Here is a 15,520-nt window from a genome sequence, read left to right on the forward strand (position 1 = left end):
CCCCTCCCCTACAGCACCCCGGCCGACAGCTTCCGCACCACCTCGGCCTGGCGGCGGGTGTCGGTCTTGGCGAAGATGCTCTTCAGCTGGCTGCGCACGGTCAGCGGCGACACGCCGTCGACCGCCGCGATCTCGGCCGGGGTCAGCCCCTCGATCAGCCGCAGCGCCACGCGCAGCTCGGCCGCCGTCAGGCCATAAGCGGCGCGGGCGCTCTCGATCCGGGTGGCGGCGGAAGAGACCGCCGGATCCTCGATCAGCACCATCGCCGCGGCGCCGGCGAAGAACATCTGCACCGAGGACGGATCGAGCCGCACGAAGCGGATTCGCAACGGCGGCCGGCCGCCGTCCCGCCGCGGCATCTGGGTATCGAGTAGGCTGCGCGACACGCCCAGCCGGATCGTTCCCAGGGCGCGGTCGAGCGCCGCGGTTACCTCGGACACGGCGAAGCACAGGCGCCCCTCCCCGTCCTGGCCGACCGCGCCATCGCCCCCGAGCAGGGCTTCCGCCGCCGGGTTGCAGTGGCGGACCCGCCGGTCCCCCGCCACCAGGATCATGCCGATGCCGAGCAGGTCGAGCACCGAGAGGCCGCCTTGCAGGGTGGCGCCGGCCTGGGGCGAGCGGCGGTAATAGCTGAAGACCCGGCGCAGATGCGGCGCCAGCTGGCCCAGCAGCGCCCTGGCAGCATCGACGGTGGCGTCGTCCGTCTCCGCTCCCAGCACGCTGAGCATGAAGTTGCAACGCTCCTCCTTGTACACCGTCACCCCGACGGCGGTGCCCAGGCCATGCGGCTGCAGATAGTCGGCATAGAACTCGGTGCGCAGCAGTTCGGGGCGCGGCAGCATCTGCTCCGCCCGCACCGCCAGCCCGACCGGCCGATGCGCCGCCGCACGCATCCAGGGATTCACCCGGCTGAAATGGCTGCCATAGGCGGCGGTGGCATCGGCCGAGAAGCCGGCATTCAGGGACAGGGCGCCGCTGCCGCTGTCGAGATCGTGGAAGAACAGCGTCGCCTTGCCGTTCGGCAGGCAGGTGGCGACCTCCTGCAGGAACACGTCCCAGCCGACCTCGCCGACCAGCGCCGCATAGATGCGGTCGATCAGAACGGCCGCATGATCCGCTTCAGACAACCCGGCTCCCCCTGCTGGATGCCGCGCAGTGGATCCTAGCATCCAGCCGCAACATGGCGGATTCCGGGCGGCGCCGCGCCCCGTTCGGGTGAGCGGCGCTAGCTGCCCGCGGCGGCCTTGACCGAGCCGGCGGTCCAGCCGCCGCCCAACGCCTTGTAGAGCGCAACCGCGGCCTGCAGCCGGTTCGACTTGGCCTGCACCAGCTGGTCGCGGGCGGAGAAATAGCTCTGCTGCGCGTTCAGCACGGTCAGCAGGTCGACCGCGCCCGCGGTGTACTGCGCCTCGGACAGGCGGAAGGCCTCGCGCGCCTGGGCCACCACCTCCTGCTGCGCCTGGTAGGCCAACGTGGTCTGCCGGACGGCGATCAGCGCGTTCTCGACATCGCCGAAGGCGGCCAGCACCGTCTTCACATAGGTCTGGCCCAGCTCCTGGTACTGCGCCTCGGACAGCTGGACCTGGCCGCGCAGGGCCCCGCCCTCGAAGATCGGCTGGGTCAGCCCAGCGGCGAGGCTGTAGAGCGTGTTGGCGGAGTTGAACAGAGTGCCGAGCGCGGCGCTCTGGAACCCGCCCGACCCGGTCAGTTGGATCGAGGGGAACAGCGCGGCCTTCGCCTCCTTCACGTTGAACCGCGCGGCGGCCAGCAGCGCATCGGCGTTCTGGATATCCGGCCGGCGGTCCAGCAACGAGGATGGCAGCCCGGCGCCGATGGTCGGCACATCCAGCTCGTCGAGAGGCTGGCGGCCGAGCGACAGCCGCTCCGGCGGCTCGCCCAGCAGCAGCGCCAGGGCCGTCTCCGACTGCTGGCGCTGTTGCTCCAGCGGCGGGATCGCGGCCTTCTGCTGCGCCACCACCGTGCGCTGCTGCGCCACGTTGAGGGCGGAGGCGGCGCCCGCCTGCTCCTGCGCCAGCACGATGTTCAGCACCTGCTGGGCATTGGCCAGGTTGTCCTTGGCGATCGCCAGGCGGTCCTGGAACTCCAGGATCTGCATATAAGTGGTGGCCGTGCTGGCCGTCACGGTCAGGGCCACGGTGTCGCGGTCGTAGCGGCTGGCCAGCGCCGAGGCCTGCGCCGATTGCAGCGCCGACCGGTTCCTGCCCCAGAGGTCGATCTCATAGCTCGCCGACAGCTCGGCCGAGAACTGGTCGCTGATCGTCCGGCTGCTGGTCGAGGTGCCGCCGAAGCCGCTGATGCGGCGCTCGGGCGAGACCGAATGCGAGGCGTTGCCGTCGGCGCCGACACTGGGCAGCAGCGGCGCGCCGGCGATCCGGGCCTGGGCATCGGCCTGCAGCACCCGGGCCGCGGCGGCGCCGATGTCCTGGTTGTTGCGCTGGGCGGTCTGGATCAGCCGGTCGAGCTGCGGCGACCCGAAGGCGCGCCACCAGGTCGTGTCCGGCCAGGAGGTGCCGGCCGGCCCCTCGGCCTTCCAGCCGCCGGGGATGTCGAGGCCGGGCTTGTCGTCCTCAGGGCCGGCGCAGCCGGCGAGGATGGTGACGGCGACGACGGCCGCGAGGGCACGGGGGAAGCGGATCGGACGCGGCATGGTCACTCGGCAGAGAGGGCGACGACGGGGTCGAGGGTAGCGGCCTTGCGTGCCGGCATGTAGCCGAAGATCAGGCCCGTGAGGAAGGCGCAGCCGAAGGCTAGCAGCACCGGCCCGGGCGAGAACTGGATCGGCGTGCCCAGCGCCTGCAGCGCCGCGGCCACCGCCAGCCCGCCGGCGACGCCAATGGCGCCGCCGATCGCCGAGACCACCACGGATTCGGTGATGAACTGCTGCAGGATGTCCCGCATCCGGGCGCCTGTCGCCATCCGCACCCCGATCTCACGCGTCCGTTCGGTGACGCTGACCAACATGATGTTCATCACCCCAATGCCGCCGACCAGCAGCGATATGGCGGCGACCGAGCCGAGGAGGATGGTCAGCGTGTTCTGCGTCGCCGACACCGTCTCGATCAGCGAGGACATGTTGCGGATCTGCACGTCCTGGCGGCGGTGCCGCGCCTCGAGCAGGTCCTGCGCGTCGGCCTGGGTCTCGTTGATCCGCGCCACATCCTCGACCTGCACGGTGATCGAGCGGACGAAGCGCTTGCCGAACACCCGCAGGCTGCCGGTCGACAGCGGCATGAAGGCGATGTCGTCCTGGTCGGCGCCATAGGGCGTGGCGCCCTTCGCCTCCATCAGCCCGATCACCTGGAACGGGATGTTGTTGACCAGGACGTAACGCCCCAGCGGGTCGACGCCCTGCGGGAACAGGATCCGGGCCACGGTCTGGCCCAGCACGATCACTGGGGCATAGGCGGCGTGGTCCGCGGCCGAGACGAAGCTGCCGCGCTCGACCTGCCAGCTGCGCGCCCTGGTGAAGTCCGGCGTCGTTGCATCGGCCTGCGTCGAGTAGTCGGTGTTGCCATAGCGCAGGGTGACGGTGCCGGTCAGCTCCGGCACCGCGGCGGCGACATTGGACAGGCCGGCCAGCGCCACCGCATCCTCCGGCACCAGCGTCGCGATCACGCCGTCGGCGGTGCGGTTGTTGCTCTGTGCCGGGCGGATCAGCAGCAGGTCGGTGCCCATGGCGGAGATGCGGTCGACCACCGACCGCTTGGCCCCGTCGCCGATCGCCAGCATGGCGATCACGGCGCCGACGCCGATGACGATGCCCAGCAGCGTCAGGACCGTGCGGAACAGGTTGGCGCGCAAGGCCCGCAGCGCCATCTTCACCGCCTCCGCCATGTCGGCCACGCCCAGCGTGCCGGCATCGCCGCCCTGGGTCACGTCGGCCCCGGCCGAGGCGACGGCCGGCGCGCGCGGGCCGCTGTCGCCGACGATGCGGCCGTCGCGGATCTCGATCAGCCGGTGCGCATGCTCCGCCACCGCCCGGTCATGGGTGATCAGAATGACCGTGCGGCCGGCATCGCTCATGCGTTGCAGCAGGGCCATCACCTCGGTGCCGCTGCGGCTGTCCAGCGCGCCGGTCGGCTCGTCGGCCAGGATCACCCGGCCGCCGTTCATCAGCGCCCGGGCGATCGAGACGCGCTGCTGCTGGCCGCCGGACAGCTGGTTCGGCCGATGATCGGTGCGCTCGGCCAGGCCCAGCGAGGCCAGCAGCTGCTCCGCCCTCTCTCGCCGTTCGGCGGCGGCGATGCCGGCATAGATCGCCGGCACCTCGACATTCTCGGCCGCGGTGGCCGACGGGATCAGATTGTAGCTCTGGAAGATGAAGCCGAAGGTCTCGCGCCGCAGATGCGCCAGGGCGTCCCGGTCCAGCATTGCGACATCGGTTCCGTCGACGTGATAGGTGCCGGTGGTCGGCCGGTCGAGGCAGCCGAGGATGTTCATCAGCGTCGACTTGCCGGAGCCGGAGGTGCCCATGATGGCGACGAACTCGCCGGCATGGATGTCCAGCGAGATGCCGTGCAGCACCTCCACCGCCAAGTCGCCATTGACATAGGTCTTGGTGACGTCGCGCAGCGACACCAGCGGCTGGGCCGAAGCCTGACCTAGTGTCGTTGCCGGCGACTGGTCGCTGGCTGCCGTCGGCCGGGGCTCGCGGATATCCATCAGACCCTCGGGCGCCGGGTCTGGCCTGCGGCCGGCTCGGCATTCTGGCGGCGGGAGCCGGTGATCACCTGCTCGCCGGGCTCCAGCCCGCTCAGGATCTCCGCCTGCGCCCTGTTGGTGACGCCGACCGTCACCGATCGGGTCTCGACCGACCCGCTTGGCTTCAGCACGCGGACCGTGGCCCGCCCCGGCGCGGCCGAGGAGGTGCCTGGCGACAGGCCCGACAGCGCCGCGGTCGGCACCAACAGCGTGTCCTGGGCTGCAGCCGAGACGAAGAACACCTGCGCCGTCATCTGCGTCATCAGCGCGCCGTCCTGGTTCGGCACGTCGAACAGCGCGTTGTAGAGGACGACGTTGTTGACCACCTCCGGCGTCGGCTGGATCTGCCGCAGCGCCCCGTACCAGCGCTTGTCCGGCATGCCGAGCGTGGTGAAATAGGCGGTCATTCCCAGCCGCAGCCGGCTGACATCGGCCTCCGACACCTGCGCCTCGACGGTCATGGTGGCCAGGTCCGCGACCTGGACGATGATCGGCGCCGACTGGTTGGCGTTCAGGGTCTGGCCGCGGCGCGCCGACTGCGACACCACCGTGCCGTCGATCGGCGCGTAGATCTTGGTGTAGCCGAGATTGGCCTCGTCACCCTTCAAGGTCGACTGGATCTGCCGGCTCTGGGCGTCGATCGCGTCCAGCTGGGCCTGGGCCGCGGTCAGGGCGGCCTCAGCCACCTGCACCGCGTCGTCGCTGGTGGCGCGCGACGCCTTCAGGCTGCGCTGCCGCTCCGCCTGCCGGCGGGCCAGCAGCAGCTGCCCCTCCTTCTCCGCCCGCTGGGCGGCGAGGTTGGCGAGCTGGGCCCGGTCGGCCTCGACCCGCGACTGATAAACCGTCGGGTCGATCTCTGCGAGGAGATCCCCGGCCTTCACCCGGTCGCCGATCGCGACATGCAGCGTCCGCAGCTGGCCGGAGACCTGGGTGCCGACATCGACATAGCTGACCGGCTGCAGCGTGCCGAGGGCCGTGATGGCGTCCTCGATGTCGCCGCGCTCGGCCGTGGCGGTCAGCCAGAGCTGGTCCGGCGGCACCGCGCGACCCCAGCGATACCAGGCGCCGCCGGCGGCGGCGAGGCCGAGGACCAGCAGCGCCAGGAGCATGAAGCGGCGCCGGCGGGAGGGCCTGGCGCGCCCGGCCTTGGCCGATCCAGGCGAGGACGACGGTGTCGCCTCCCGCAGCTTCGGCTCGATCTCAGTCCTGGTGTCGGGCATTCCCCCTCGGCGCGCAGTCGTGTCGCCCCTTCACGGTCCGGCCGGCGAATTCCGGCGCGGGGGCCGGCAGTCGTATGGCTGGTCTGGCCGAGGCAAGCCGACTATACCGGTTTCCAGGCCTCCCGGCCTCAGCCTCCGATACGGCTTTCCCGACACGGCATTCGAGGCAGGCATGGCCCGTGCGGCCGCCATCGCACTGTTTGGCCTTCTTCTAGCGGTTCCGGTCGAGGCCGCGCCGGCCTCCTGCGGGCCGCACGACGTTGTGGTCGACTATCTGGCGCGCAGCTTCCAGGAAACGCCGGCTGGCGCCGGCACCGCCAACAGCGGCGGCCGGGTCGAGCTGTTCACTGCGCCGAAGGGGCGCAGTTGGACCCTGCTCTACACCGGGCCCGACGGGCAGGCCTGCATGATCGCGGCCGGCCGCGACTGGGCCCCGCCCCTGCCCGGCCCGCCCAGCCCGGACGACGAGACCGTCAAGCCGCGCTGAGCTCAGCTCTTCGTCGCGGCGATCAGCGGATGGACCACCCGGTCGCCCGGCTTGATGTCGAGGAAGCGGGCGATGCCGCCGTTCAGCTCCAGCACCGCCTTGGCCGGCCCTTCCGAGGTGCGCGGGTCCAGTGTCTGCGGCGCCGCCTTCTCGACGATGTTGGCGATGGTGCCGTCGGTGCGGATGAAGATCATGTCCAGCGGGATCAGCGTGTTCTTCATCCAGAAGGCCTGCGGCTCGGACCGGTCGAACACGAACAGCATTCCAGCGTCGGGCGCCATCTTCTCACGGAACATCAGGCCGCGCTCCTGCTGCGCCGGGGTCAGCGCCAGCTCGACCGTGAAGTGGAAGCTCTTGCCCGCCGCGGTCTCGATCGTGAGGTCGCTGTCCTTCGACGGGGCGGCCGGCGCCTCCTGCGCCCGCCCGGGGCCGATGGCGAGGAGAACCAGGGCGAAAGCAGCGAACAGCGTCTTCATCGGTCGTCCTATTGTCACGGCGCCATGACGGCGCGGATCACGTCCCGGACCTCGGTCCGCACCTGGCCCGGCCGGGGCGCATCGTCCATCCGGTCGAACCAGGCCGGCTCGGGCGGCGTGCCGCGACGGCGCGACCAGGTTAGCCCGGCCAGTACCGCGCGGGACTCCGCGGTCAGCGGCGCCGCCGGGTCGAAGCCGTTCAGCACCGCCCAGACCCCGGCCCAGCAGCGGCCGACGGTCCAGGGATTGTAGCCCCCGCCGCCGAGCACCAGGAGACGCGGCGCGACGTCGCCCACCGCCGCCACCACATCCCACAGGGCGCGGTTGGACAGCGACAGGCGGCTCAGCGGGTCGTCATGCAGCGCATCGGCGCCGCATTGCAGCACCACGACCTGTGGCCGGAACCGCTCGACCAAGGGCAACAGCGCCTGGTCGCGCACCGTGGCCATCTCGTCGTCGTTCAGCTCGCGCGGCATCGGCAGGTTGCGGGCGTTGCCGCCGCCGCGGTCGCCGACCATTCCGGTGAAGGGCCAGCGCTTCGCCTCATGCACCGAGACGGTCAGCACCCGAGCGTCGGCGGCGAAGGCGTCCTGCACCCCGTCGCCGTGATGCGCGTCGACATCGAGATAGGCGACGCGGTCGACGCCTTGGTCGAGCAGCGACAGGATCGCCAGCACCGGATCGTTGAAGTAGCAGAAGCCGGAGGCGCGATCGGGCCGGCCGTGATGCAGCCCGCCGGCGGGGCTGTAGACCACCGCGCCCTCGGCCGCGAGACCGGCGCCGAGCAGCGAGGAGCCGCAGGCCGTGGCCGGACGGCGGAACACCTCGCCGAAGATCGGGTTCTCGACCCCGCCGAGATTGTGGCGCTGGCGGCGGACGGGATCGAGGTCCTGGTCGCGCTCGGCATCCTGCACCGCCGCGACATAATCCGGATGATGGAACCGGGTCAGGGCTGCGGTCTCCGCCAGCGGCCCGACGCGGTACTGGCCGTCGGCCAGCCAGCCCTGGGCCCGGATCAGGTCGAGCGCCGTCGACACCCGCGGGATGGCCAGCGGGTGCTTCGGCCCGTAGCTGGAATGCCGGTAGACTTCGCTGCCGATCAGGATCGGCCGCGCCGCCATCGCGGGATCAGGCCCCCTTGCCCGCCGGCTTGCCCTCGCCCGGAGCCGGAGCGGCCGGCGGCGCCTTCTTGCGGAACAGCTTGTCCTCGCCCAGGAACAGCAGGATCGGCGCGGCGATAAAGATCGAGGAGGTGGTGGCGACCACGACGCCGATCAGGATGACGATGGCGAATTGCTGCAGGGCCTCGCCGCTCCAGATCGCCAGCGGCAGGCAGGCCAGGAAGGTGGCCAGCGAGGTGCCGATGGTGCGGTTCAGCGTCTGATTGATCGACAGGTCGATCAGCTGCCGCAGCGGCATGGCCTTGTACAGCCGCAGGTTCTCGCGCACCCGATCATAGACCACGACCTTGTCGTTGACCGAATAGCCGAGGACGGTCAGCAGCGCCGCGATCGAGGTCAGGTTGAACTCGAAGCCGGTGACCACGTAGATCCCGACCATCTTGGTGACGTCGAGGACCATGGTGACCACGGCGCCGACGCCGAACTGCCATTCGAAGCGGAACCAGATGTAGAACAGCATGGCGATGAGCGCGAGGCCCAGCGCCAGCATGCCGTTCGTGAACAGCTCGCCCGAGACCGTGCCGCCGACGGAATCGCTGGCGCCGACGACGACGCCGGGCACCTTGTCGATCAGCGTCTGCTTGATCGTCTCATAGGCCTTCTGCTGCAGCTGGTCAGTCGGCTGCGCTTCCATCCGCACCAGCACGTCGTTCGGTGACCCGAACTGCTGCAGCTGGGCCTGGCCGAAGCCGAGATCGTCGATATCGGCCCGCAGGACCGAGAAATCCGCCGGCTGTGGCGTGGTGATCTGAAAGGTGATGCCGCCCTTGAAATCGACGCCGTAGTTCAGCCCCGGATAGAAGAACAGGATCACCGACGCGATGCTGAGGAAGGCGGAGGTGGCGAGGCCGAGGATACGGCCCCGCATGAATTGGATCTTGGTGTCGTCCGGGACGAGACGGAGCCAGAACATCACGCTTTCCTCAGCACGGGCAGGACGGTGGGGCGCTTGCGGCGGATCCAGCTGACCATCATGAGGCGCACCAGCACGATGGCGGTGAACATCGAGGTCAGGATGCCGATCGCGGTGGTAACGGCGAAACCGCGCACCGGGCCCGTGCTCAGCGTGTACAGGATCGCCATCTTGATCAGCGAGGTGATGTTGGCGTCGAAGATCGTGCTGAAGGCACGGCTGAAGCCTGCATCCATCGCCGAGAACGGCGATCGTCCCCGTTTCGTCTCCTCGTGCAATCGTTCGTTGATCAGGATGTTGGCGTCGACCGACAGGCCGAGCGTCAGCAGCAGGCCGGCGATGCCGGGCAGCGTCAGCGTCGCTTCCAGCAGCGACAGGACCGCCAATGTGATCACCAGGTTCATGACCAGGGCGATGTTGGCGAAGATTCCGAACAGGCCGTAAGCGGCCGTCATGTAGGTAATGACCAGGAGGAAGCCGACCGCGACGGCGATGATGCCGGCCTGGATGGCGTCGGCGCCGAGATCCGGGCCGACCGTCCGCTCCTCGACGATGGTCAGCGGCGCCGGCAGCGCGCCGGCGCGCAGCAGCACGGCGAGGTCGTTGGCGCTCTGGGCTGTGAAGTTGCCGCTGATCTGGCCCCGGCCGCCCAGGATCGGCTCGTTGATGTTCGGATAGGTGATGACCTTGTCGTCGAGCACGATGGCGAAGGGCTTGTTCACATTCGCCTGGGTGACCTGGCCGAAGCGGCGGGCGCCGGCGCTGTCGAACTCAAAATTCACCACCCATTGGCCGTTCTGCGAGTTGGTGCCGGCCCGGGCGTCGGTCAGGTTGGCGCCGTCGACCTCGATGCGCTTGCGCACCGCGATCGAGGTTCGCTCGCCCGGCCGTGGGTTCTCGATCGGCAGCACCTCGGTGTCGGGCGGCACCAGCTGGCCCGGCTGGTAGTCGAGGTTGACCAGGTGGAAGGTCATCTTCGCCGTCTGGCCCAGCAGGCGGCGGATCCGGTCCGGGTTCTGCTCGCCCGGCAGTTGCAGCAGGATGCGGCTCGATCCCTGGCGCGAGATCAGCGGCTCACGCGTGCCGCTCTCGTCGACGCGGCGGCGGACGATCTCGATCGACTGCTCGACCGCCCGGGCTTCGCGATCGCGCAGCCCCACCTCGGTCAGGGTCAGGCTGGCCTTGCCGTCGCTGCCGACGCTGATGTCGAGGTCACGCTGGCCGCCGGCCAGCGGGTCGACGGCGCCGGTCGCCAGGTTCTCGGCGAGCAGCGTCCTGACCCGGTCGGCCTGGCTGGGGTCAGCCAGGGTGAAGTTGACCGAATGGTCCTTCACCGCCAGGTCGCTGTAGGTGATGTTCTCGCGCCGCAGCAGGCTGCGGATCGAATCCTGGATGTTGGAGAGGCGGCCGTCGATCACCGCCTTCATGTCGACCTCCAGCAGGAGGTACGAGCCACCCCGCAGGTCGAGGCCGAGATTGATCTGGCGCGCCGGGACCCAGGAGGGCAGCGCGTCGAGCGTGCTGCGCGGCAGGATGTTCGGCAGGCTCAGGATCACGCCGAGGAGGCACACCACCAGGATGGTGACCTTCTTCCACGGGGCGAAATACATCATCGACGGCGAACTCTCACAATCCGGTCGGTTCGGGCTGGCCCGGCCGAGGCGTCACAGATCAGATCCGGCATGCCGGACCGCAGGGCGCGCACGGTACAATGCGCGCGATCGTTTAGCCATGGCGAAGTGGCGACACCGTGGCACCGGCGTCGACAAGCCGCGCCAGATGCGCCGCCGCGGCCGGCGAGACGTACTCCGCCAGCAGGTCGGGGCCCAACGCAGCGGTGGCGATCGGCCGCCAGTCCCGCGTCGCGGCGGCGCTGCCCGGGAAGGCGATGCGGTTGCGCTCGCCGCCGCCGATCGCCGGGGCGATGAAGACATGGGCCAGGTCGACGCGGCCGGCCTCCAGCAGCAGGCCGAGCAGGCGCGGGCCGCCTTCGACCATGACCGAACCGACCGGCCGGCCGAGCCGCGCCACCGCGGCCGGGCCGGCCAGGGCGTCGAACAGGGCCTCGACCGGGGGCCCGTCCGGCAACGCCAGCATCGCCGCCGACGGCGGCAGCAGGGCCTCGAGCACGGCGGCCCGTCGCGCGGCCTCGGTTCCCAGCAGGAACACGGTCGGCGCGTCGGCGGAGAGCAGCCCGGCCTTCCACCGCTCCAGCCGCTGCGGCAGGGCCGCCAGGGCCCGGCCGTTCGGGTCGTAGATCAGGCGCAGGGGATGGCGGTGCCGGTCGCCGGCGGCATCGCGCACGGTCAGGGCTGGATCATCGGCCAGAACCGTGCCGGCGCCGACCAGGATGGCGTCGTATTTCTGGCGCAGCCAATGGGTGTGGGCGCGTGCCGCCTTGCCGGTCAGCCAGCGCTCGGCGCCGTCGTCATAGGCGAGCTGCCCGTCCAGCGTCTGCGCCCATTTCGCTGCGACTAGGGGCCGGCGCAGCCGCTGCCGCAGCAGGAAGGGCGCATGCCAGGCCGCGGCCTCCGGCGCCAGCGTACCGACGCTGACCTCGACGCCGGCCGCCTGCAGCCGGGCCAGGCCGGCGCCGTCGACCAGCGGAAACGGGTCGCGCAGCGCCACCACGCAGCGCGCCAGCCCGAGCGAGGCCAGCAGGTCGGCACAGGGCGGCTGGCGGCCGTGATGGCTGCACGGCTCGAGCGTGACATAGGCCGTGGCGCCGCGGAACACGGACCGGTCGGGCACCGCCTCGACCGCGACGCGCTCGGCGTGGCGCTCGCCGATCCGCTCGGTGGCGCCGCGCGAGACCACGCGGCCGTTGCGGACGATGACGCAGCCCACCACGGGGTTCGGGTCCGACAGCCCGTTATGGGTCATCGCCATCCGCAGCGTCTCCGCCATCCAGGCCTCGTCGCCGCCCGCCACCCGCGTCGGCGGCGCGGCATCGCGCAACGACTCCGGCAGCGTATCGCGAAGGATGCCGCCGAAGCCGAAGCCCGGCTGCAGCGGGAACCCGGCCGTCAGGGTCAAGGCTTGCCCAGGCGGCGCAGGCCGCCGACCGCCCGCGGCAGCGCGTCGATCTGGTCGGACATCTCTGTCAGATCAATGCGGTGCGCGTGCTTCCTGACCTTGGCTTCGAGATACTGGATGTTGTGCTCGGTGACGAAGATGCCGGTCGGCACGATCTCGACGATCTCGATCCCGGCGGCCTCGAGCTGCCTGGCCTTGTCGGGGTTGTTGGTCAGCAGCCGGATCCGCTTGACCCCGAGCGCCAGCAGCATCTGCGCCGCCGGGGTGTAGTCCCGCATGTCATGCGGGAAGTTCAGCCGCTCATTGGCCTCGAAGGTGTCCAGCCCCTGGTCCTGCAGCACATAGGCGTCGAGCTTGGCGTAGAGGCCAATGCCCCGCCCCTCCTGCCGCAGGTAGAGGACGAATCCGCCTTCCTTGCCAATGCGATGCAGGGCATCGTTCAGCTGCGGGCCGCAGTCGCAGCGCTGCGAGCCGAAGACGTCGCCGGTCAGGCATTCCGAATGCACCCGCACCAGCGGCACGTCGCGGCCCTGGGGGCCGAGGGCGATGGCGAAATGCTCGCCGCCGTCGCTGAAGCCGCTGAAGGTGTGGAACACCCCCTTCCCCGCCCCGTCCAGGATCGGGATGGCGACGGTGGTGCGGATCTGAACCCCTGGATCGGGCGGTGCCTGCATCGAATACCCCGACGGCCGCGCCGCGACCGACCTCGTGAAACCGTGCGGACAATATCGGTGGCCGATCGCAATATTCCCAGCCCCGCGAACGGAGATCGGCTATGCGGTGCGCTACGTCTGCAACGCGCGGATCTCGTTCACCGCCGCGATCCGGGTCCCGTCCCAGTGATAGGACAGGTGCCGCTCCTGGATCACTGGGGTCAGCACGCTGCGCGGCCGGAACACGGCGGCGCAATGCCCGCCGGCGTGGCGGACGCTGTCATAGACGATGCCGAACGAGCCCTCGCCATGCAGCTGCCGGCCCAGCGCCTGGCCGGCGGCGTAGTCGGCCGGGTCGTAGACGCCCGGCAGCTCGGCGCCGAGCCCGCGGATGTCGTGCAGGTCGCCGGACAGGCTGTTGATCAGCACCCGCATGTCGATCGTGGTCGCCGGCGTCGCCGTCGCCGCGAAGAAGCGGGCGCGGTGATAGCTGGTCTCCGCCACCGCCGTGTCCAGCGCCGCCGCGCCGTAATAGGCGCCGTAGGTGCCATCGGTGAAGCGGCTGCCGTCGGGGTGCAGATGGGTGAAGGGCGCCATGATGAAGCTGGTGCCCGGCCCGCTCATCCGCTCCTCCACCGGGATCAGCGAGATCTGCCCGACTTGGTCGCGCAGCCGGTCGTTGGTGCGGGATTCGAGATCGATCAGCAGCTCCCAATCCTCGGGCGGCGCCACCCGCTCGAACAGGTCGATCGGCGGATAGCGGCTGGGAATGATGCGCCAGCATTCGGACCATTCGACCCGGCGCAGCGGAATGGCGGCGCCTAGCCCCAACCGCCGCGCTCCGCATCCAGGTAGCGGCGGACCACGAACAGGTCGGCGACATTGCCGGACAGCATGCGATCGAGCGCCGAACGCCCGCCGAAGGGCGAGGCGGTGTTGGGCCGTCGCACCCAGCCATCGGCCAGCTTGGCATCCTTGAACAGGATCTGCAGCGCTCGGTAGATCCCGAGGATGTAGGAGATCCGCTCCATCGTATCGGCCGAGGGATGGCCGGTCGCGCCGGCCTTCCAGCGATAGAAGGTGGCTTTGGACGGTCGCCCCAGCAGCACGCGCTTCTCCTCATCCTTCAGCCCCCAGGCTTCGGCGATGTTGAAGAAGGCGTTCAGCCCGGCCCGGGCCATCCGCCCTTCGGCACCGCGCGGCGCGGCCGCCGCCTCCTGCGCCATCATCGAACCGCTCCTCTCTTCCCCACTCATATGAGATTATTCATCTCGTTTGAGATAAAATATAGCGAGAGACCCGGCTGATGACAAGTCCCGTCCCATCAACACGGCAGCCCCGCTTCGCGTTGCATCGCGGTTGACGCCGTGCGCCGGCCATGGCTCACTCATCTCATGAGCGCCATTCGCCCGATCACCACCGCGACCACCAAAACGATTACCGCCACAGGCGGGTCGTGCGGAGGTCGTGCGCGCTGATCGGACAGCGCCTCTGATCCCCAAAGGGCCCCGCCGGCGACGGACGGGGCCCTTGGTCTTTCTGGGCTCTCCCTGCGCCGGTTCAACGCAACGGAGACTTCCCATGGACGACATCGATCACCGCAGCCTCGGCAACCGTCTCGACCTGTTCCACCAGCAGGAAGACGGCCCCGGCATGGTCTTCTGGCACCCGCGCGGCTGGGCGCTGTACCGGGTGGTCGAAGACCACGTGCGAAGGCGCATGGCCCGCGCCGGCTACCGCGAGGTGCGGACACCGCAGCTGCTGGCGCGCGGCCTGTGGAACCGCAGCGGCCACTGGCAGAAATTCGGCGCCCAGATGTTCGCCGTCGCCGACGAGGGCCGGATCATGGCGCTGAAGCCGATGAGCTGCCCGGGCCATGTCCAGATCTTCAACAAGCGCGTGCGCTCCTATCGCGAGCTGCCGATCCGGTATTTCGAGTTCGGGGCCGTGCATCGCAACGAGCCCTCCGGCGCGCTGCAGGGGCTGATGCGGGCCCGCGGCTTCGTCCAGGACGACGCCCACGTCTTCTGCCACGAGCATCAGGTCGAGGCCGAGGTGGCGCGGTTCTGCGGCCTGCTGCGCCGGATCTACGCCGATTTCGGCTTCGACGCGTTCGACGTCGCCTTCGCCACACGGCCGCCGCAGCGGGCCGGGTCGGACGAGGTCTGGGACCGGGCCGAGGCGGCGCTGGCGGCCGCGGCCCGGCAGGCCGGGCTGGACTGTGAGACCCTGCCCGGCGAGGGTGCCTTCTACGGCCCGAAGCTGGAGTTCCATCTGCGCGACAGCCGCGGCCGGCGGTGGCAATGCGGCGTCATCCAGCTCGACTTGGTGATGCCGGAGCGGCTCGGCGCCTCCTATGTCGACGAGCACGGCAATGCCGTCGCGCCGGTCATGCTTCACCATGCGGTGCTGGGCAGCCTGGAGCGCTTCATCGGCGTCCTGCTCGAGCATCATGAGGGCCGCCTGCCGCTGTGGCTGGCGCCGGAGCAGCTGGTGGTGGCCTCGATCGGCGCCGATGACGTCGTCCCGGCCTGCCGGGTCGCCGAGGCGTTCGAGGCGGCGGGGCTGCGTGTCGCCCTGGACGCCCGGCCGGAGCGGCTGTCGCGCAAGATCGTCGATGCCCATGCCGACGGGGTGCCGGTGCTGGCCGCGATCGGCGCGCGCGAGGCGCGGGACGGCACCGTGGCGCTGCGCTATCGCGACGGCCGGCAGGACTCCCTGCCCCTGGCCGCCGCGATCGAGCGGTTGAGTGCCGAGGCGCGGTCGCCGTCGGAGACCCCGGCCCTTGCCGCCTGAATGTGCAGGGGCGCGGCGGATTATGCTTTGCCGCGC

The 15,520-nt window shown here is 70.3% G+C and carries 14 protein-coding genes; 2 read left to right on the forward strand and 12 right to left on the reverse strand.

Features of this window, described 5'->3' with window-relative positions; all coding sequences use genetic code 11:
• Positions 1-8: 8 nt before the first annotated feature.
• From ABDW35_RS05305 to ABDW35_RS05320, 4 genes are all read right to left on the reverse strand, one after another.
• On the reverse strand, positions 9-1,127 hold the full coding sequence (locus ABDW35_RS05305; protein ID WP_343712813.1) for a helix-turn-helix transcriptional regulator: 1,119 nt from the start codon (positions 1,125-1,127) through the stop codon (positions 9-11).
• A 98-nt stretch (positions 1,128-1,225) separates the two neighbouring features.
• Positions 1,226-2,668 (reverse strand): efflux transporter outer membrane subunit, encoded by a 1,443-nt coding sequence (locus ABDW35_RS05310; RefSeq protein WP_343712814.1) that lies wholly within the window; start codon positions 2,666-2,668, stop codon positions 1,226-1,228.
• Between the two features lie 2 nt (positions 2,669-2,670).
• Complete coding sequence (locus tag ABDW35_RS05315) at positions 2,671-4,683, reverse strand: MacB family efflux pump subunit (protein ID WP_343712815.1); 2,013 nt, start codon at positions 4,681-4,683, stop codon at positions 2,671-2,673.
• Positions 4,683-5,942 (reverse strand): efflux RND transporter periplasmic adaptor subunit, encoded by a 1,260-nt coding sequence (locus ABDW35_RS05320; RefSeq protein ID WP_343712816.1) that lies wholly within the window; start codon positions 5,940-5,942, stop codon positions 4,683-4,685. The genes ABDW35_RS05315 and ABDW35_RS05320 overlap by 1 nt, the downstream gene beginning before the upstream one ends.
• Positions 5,943-6,114: 172 nt before the next feature.
• Here ABDW35_RS05320 and ABDW35_RS05325 point away from each other — a divergent pair, with 172 nt between their 5' ends.
• Complete coding sequence (locus ABDW35_RS05325; RefSeq protein ID WP_343712817.1) at positions 6,115-6,429, forward strand: hypothetical protein; 315 nt, start codon at positions 6,115-6,117, stop codon at positions 6,427-6,429.
• Between the two features lie 2 nt (positions 6,430-6,431).
• Here the strand turns inward: ABDW35_RS05325 and ABDW35_RS05330 are convergent, their stop codons facing one another.
• The 8 genes from ABDW35_RS05330 to ABDW35_RS05365 form a co-directional block, all read right to left on the reverse strand.
• A complete protein-coding gene (locus tag ABDW35_RS05330) occupies positions 6,432-6,905 on the reverse strand; it encodes a DUF192 domain-containing protein (RefSeq protein WP_343712818.1) in 474 nt (157 codons plus the stop codon).
• A 14-nt stretch (positions 6,906-6,919) separates the two neighbouring features.
• The gene (locus ABDW35_RS05335; RefSeq protein ID WP_343712819.1) at positions 6,920-8,026 is read right to left on the reverse strand and encodes an acetoin utilization protein AcuC; all 1,107 of its coding nucleotides are present in this window, start codon (positions 8,024-8,026) and stop codon (positions 6,920-6,922) included.
• A 7-nt stretch (positions 8,027-8,033) separates the two neighbouring features.
• Positions 8,034-8,999: a protein translocase subunit SecF gene (gene secF, locus ABDW35_RS05340; RefSeq protein WP_343712820.1), complete on the reverse strand. Its 966-nt coding sequence runs from the start codon at positions 8,997-8,999 to the stop codon at positions 8,034-8,036.
• Positions 8,999-10,612 carry a protein translocase subunit SecD gene (gene secD / locus ABDW35_RS05345; protein WP_343712821.1) on the reverse strand — a complete coding sequence of 538 codons (1,614 nt, stop codon included), beginning with the start codon at positions 10,610-10,612 and terminating at the stop codon, positions 8,999-9,001. The genes secF and secD overlap by 1 nt, the downstream gene beginning before the upstream one ends.
• Positions 10,613-10,724: 112 nt before the next feature.
• Positions 10,725-12,035, reverse strand: a complete 1,311-nt coding sequence (ribD, locus tag ABDW35_RS05350) for a bifunctional diaminohydroxyphosphoribosylaminopyrimidine deaminase/5-amino-6-(5-phosphoribosylamino)uracil reductase RibD (RefSeq protein WP_343712822.1) — start codon at positions 12,033-12,035, stop codon at positions 10,725-10,727.
• Positions 12,032-12,709, reverse strand: a complete 678-nt coding sequence (gene ribA / locus ABDW35_RS05355) for a GTP cyclohydrolase II (protein ID WP_343712823.1) — start codon at positions 12,707-12,709, stop codon at positions 12,032-12,034. The genes ribD and ribA overlap by 4 nt, the downstream gene beginning before the upstream one ends.
• A 111-nt stretch (positions 12,710-12,820) precedes the next feature.
• Positions 12,821-13,519, reverse strand: a complete 699-nt coding sequence (locus ABDW35_RS05360; RefSeq protein ID WP_343712824.1) for an RES family NAD+ phosphorylase — start codon at positions 13,517-13,519, stop codon at positions 12,821-12,823.
• Positions 13,510-13,917 (reverse strand): MbcA/ParS/Xre antitoxin family protein, encoded by a 408-nt coding sequence (locus ABDW35_RS05365; protein ID WP_343712825.1) that lies wholly within the window; start codon positions 13,915-13,917, stop codon positions 13,510-13,512. The genes ABDW35_RS05360 and ABDW35_RS05365 overlap by 10 nt, the downstream gene beginning before the upstream one ends.
• 352 nt (positions 13,918-14,269) lie before the next feature.
• Between ABDW35_RS05365 and thrS the strand changes: the two genes are divergently transcribed.
• The gene (thrS, locus tag ABDW35_RS05370) at positions 14,270-15,484 is read left to right on the forward strand and encodes a threonine--tRNA ligase (RefSeq protein ID WP_343712826.1); all 1,215 of its coding nucleotides are present in this window, start codon (positions 14,270-14,272) and stop codon (positions 15,482-15,484) included.
• Positions 15,485-15,520: the final 36 nt, after the last annotated feature.

Origin of the sequence: Inquilinus sp., assembly GCF_039594555.1 — a bacterium.
Classification (GTDB): Bacteria; Pseudomonadota; Alphaproteobacteria; order DSM-16000; family Inquilinaceae; genus Inquilinus.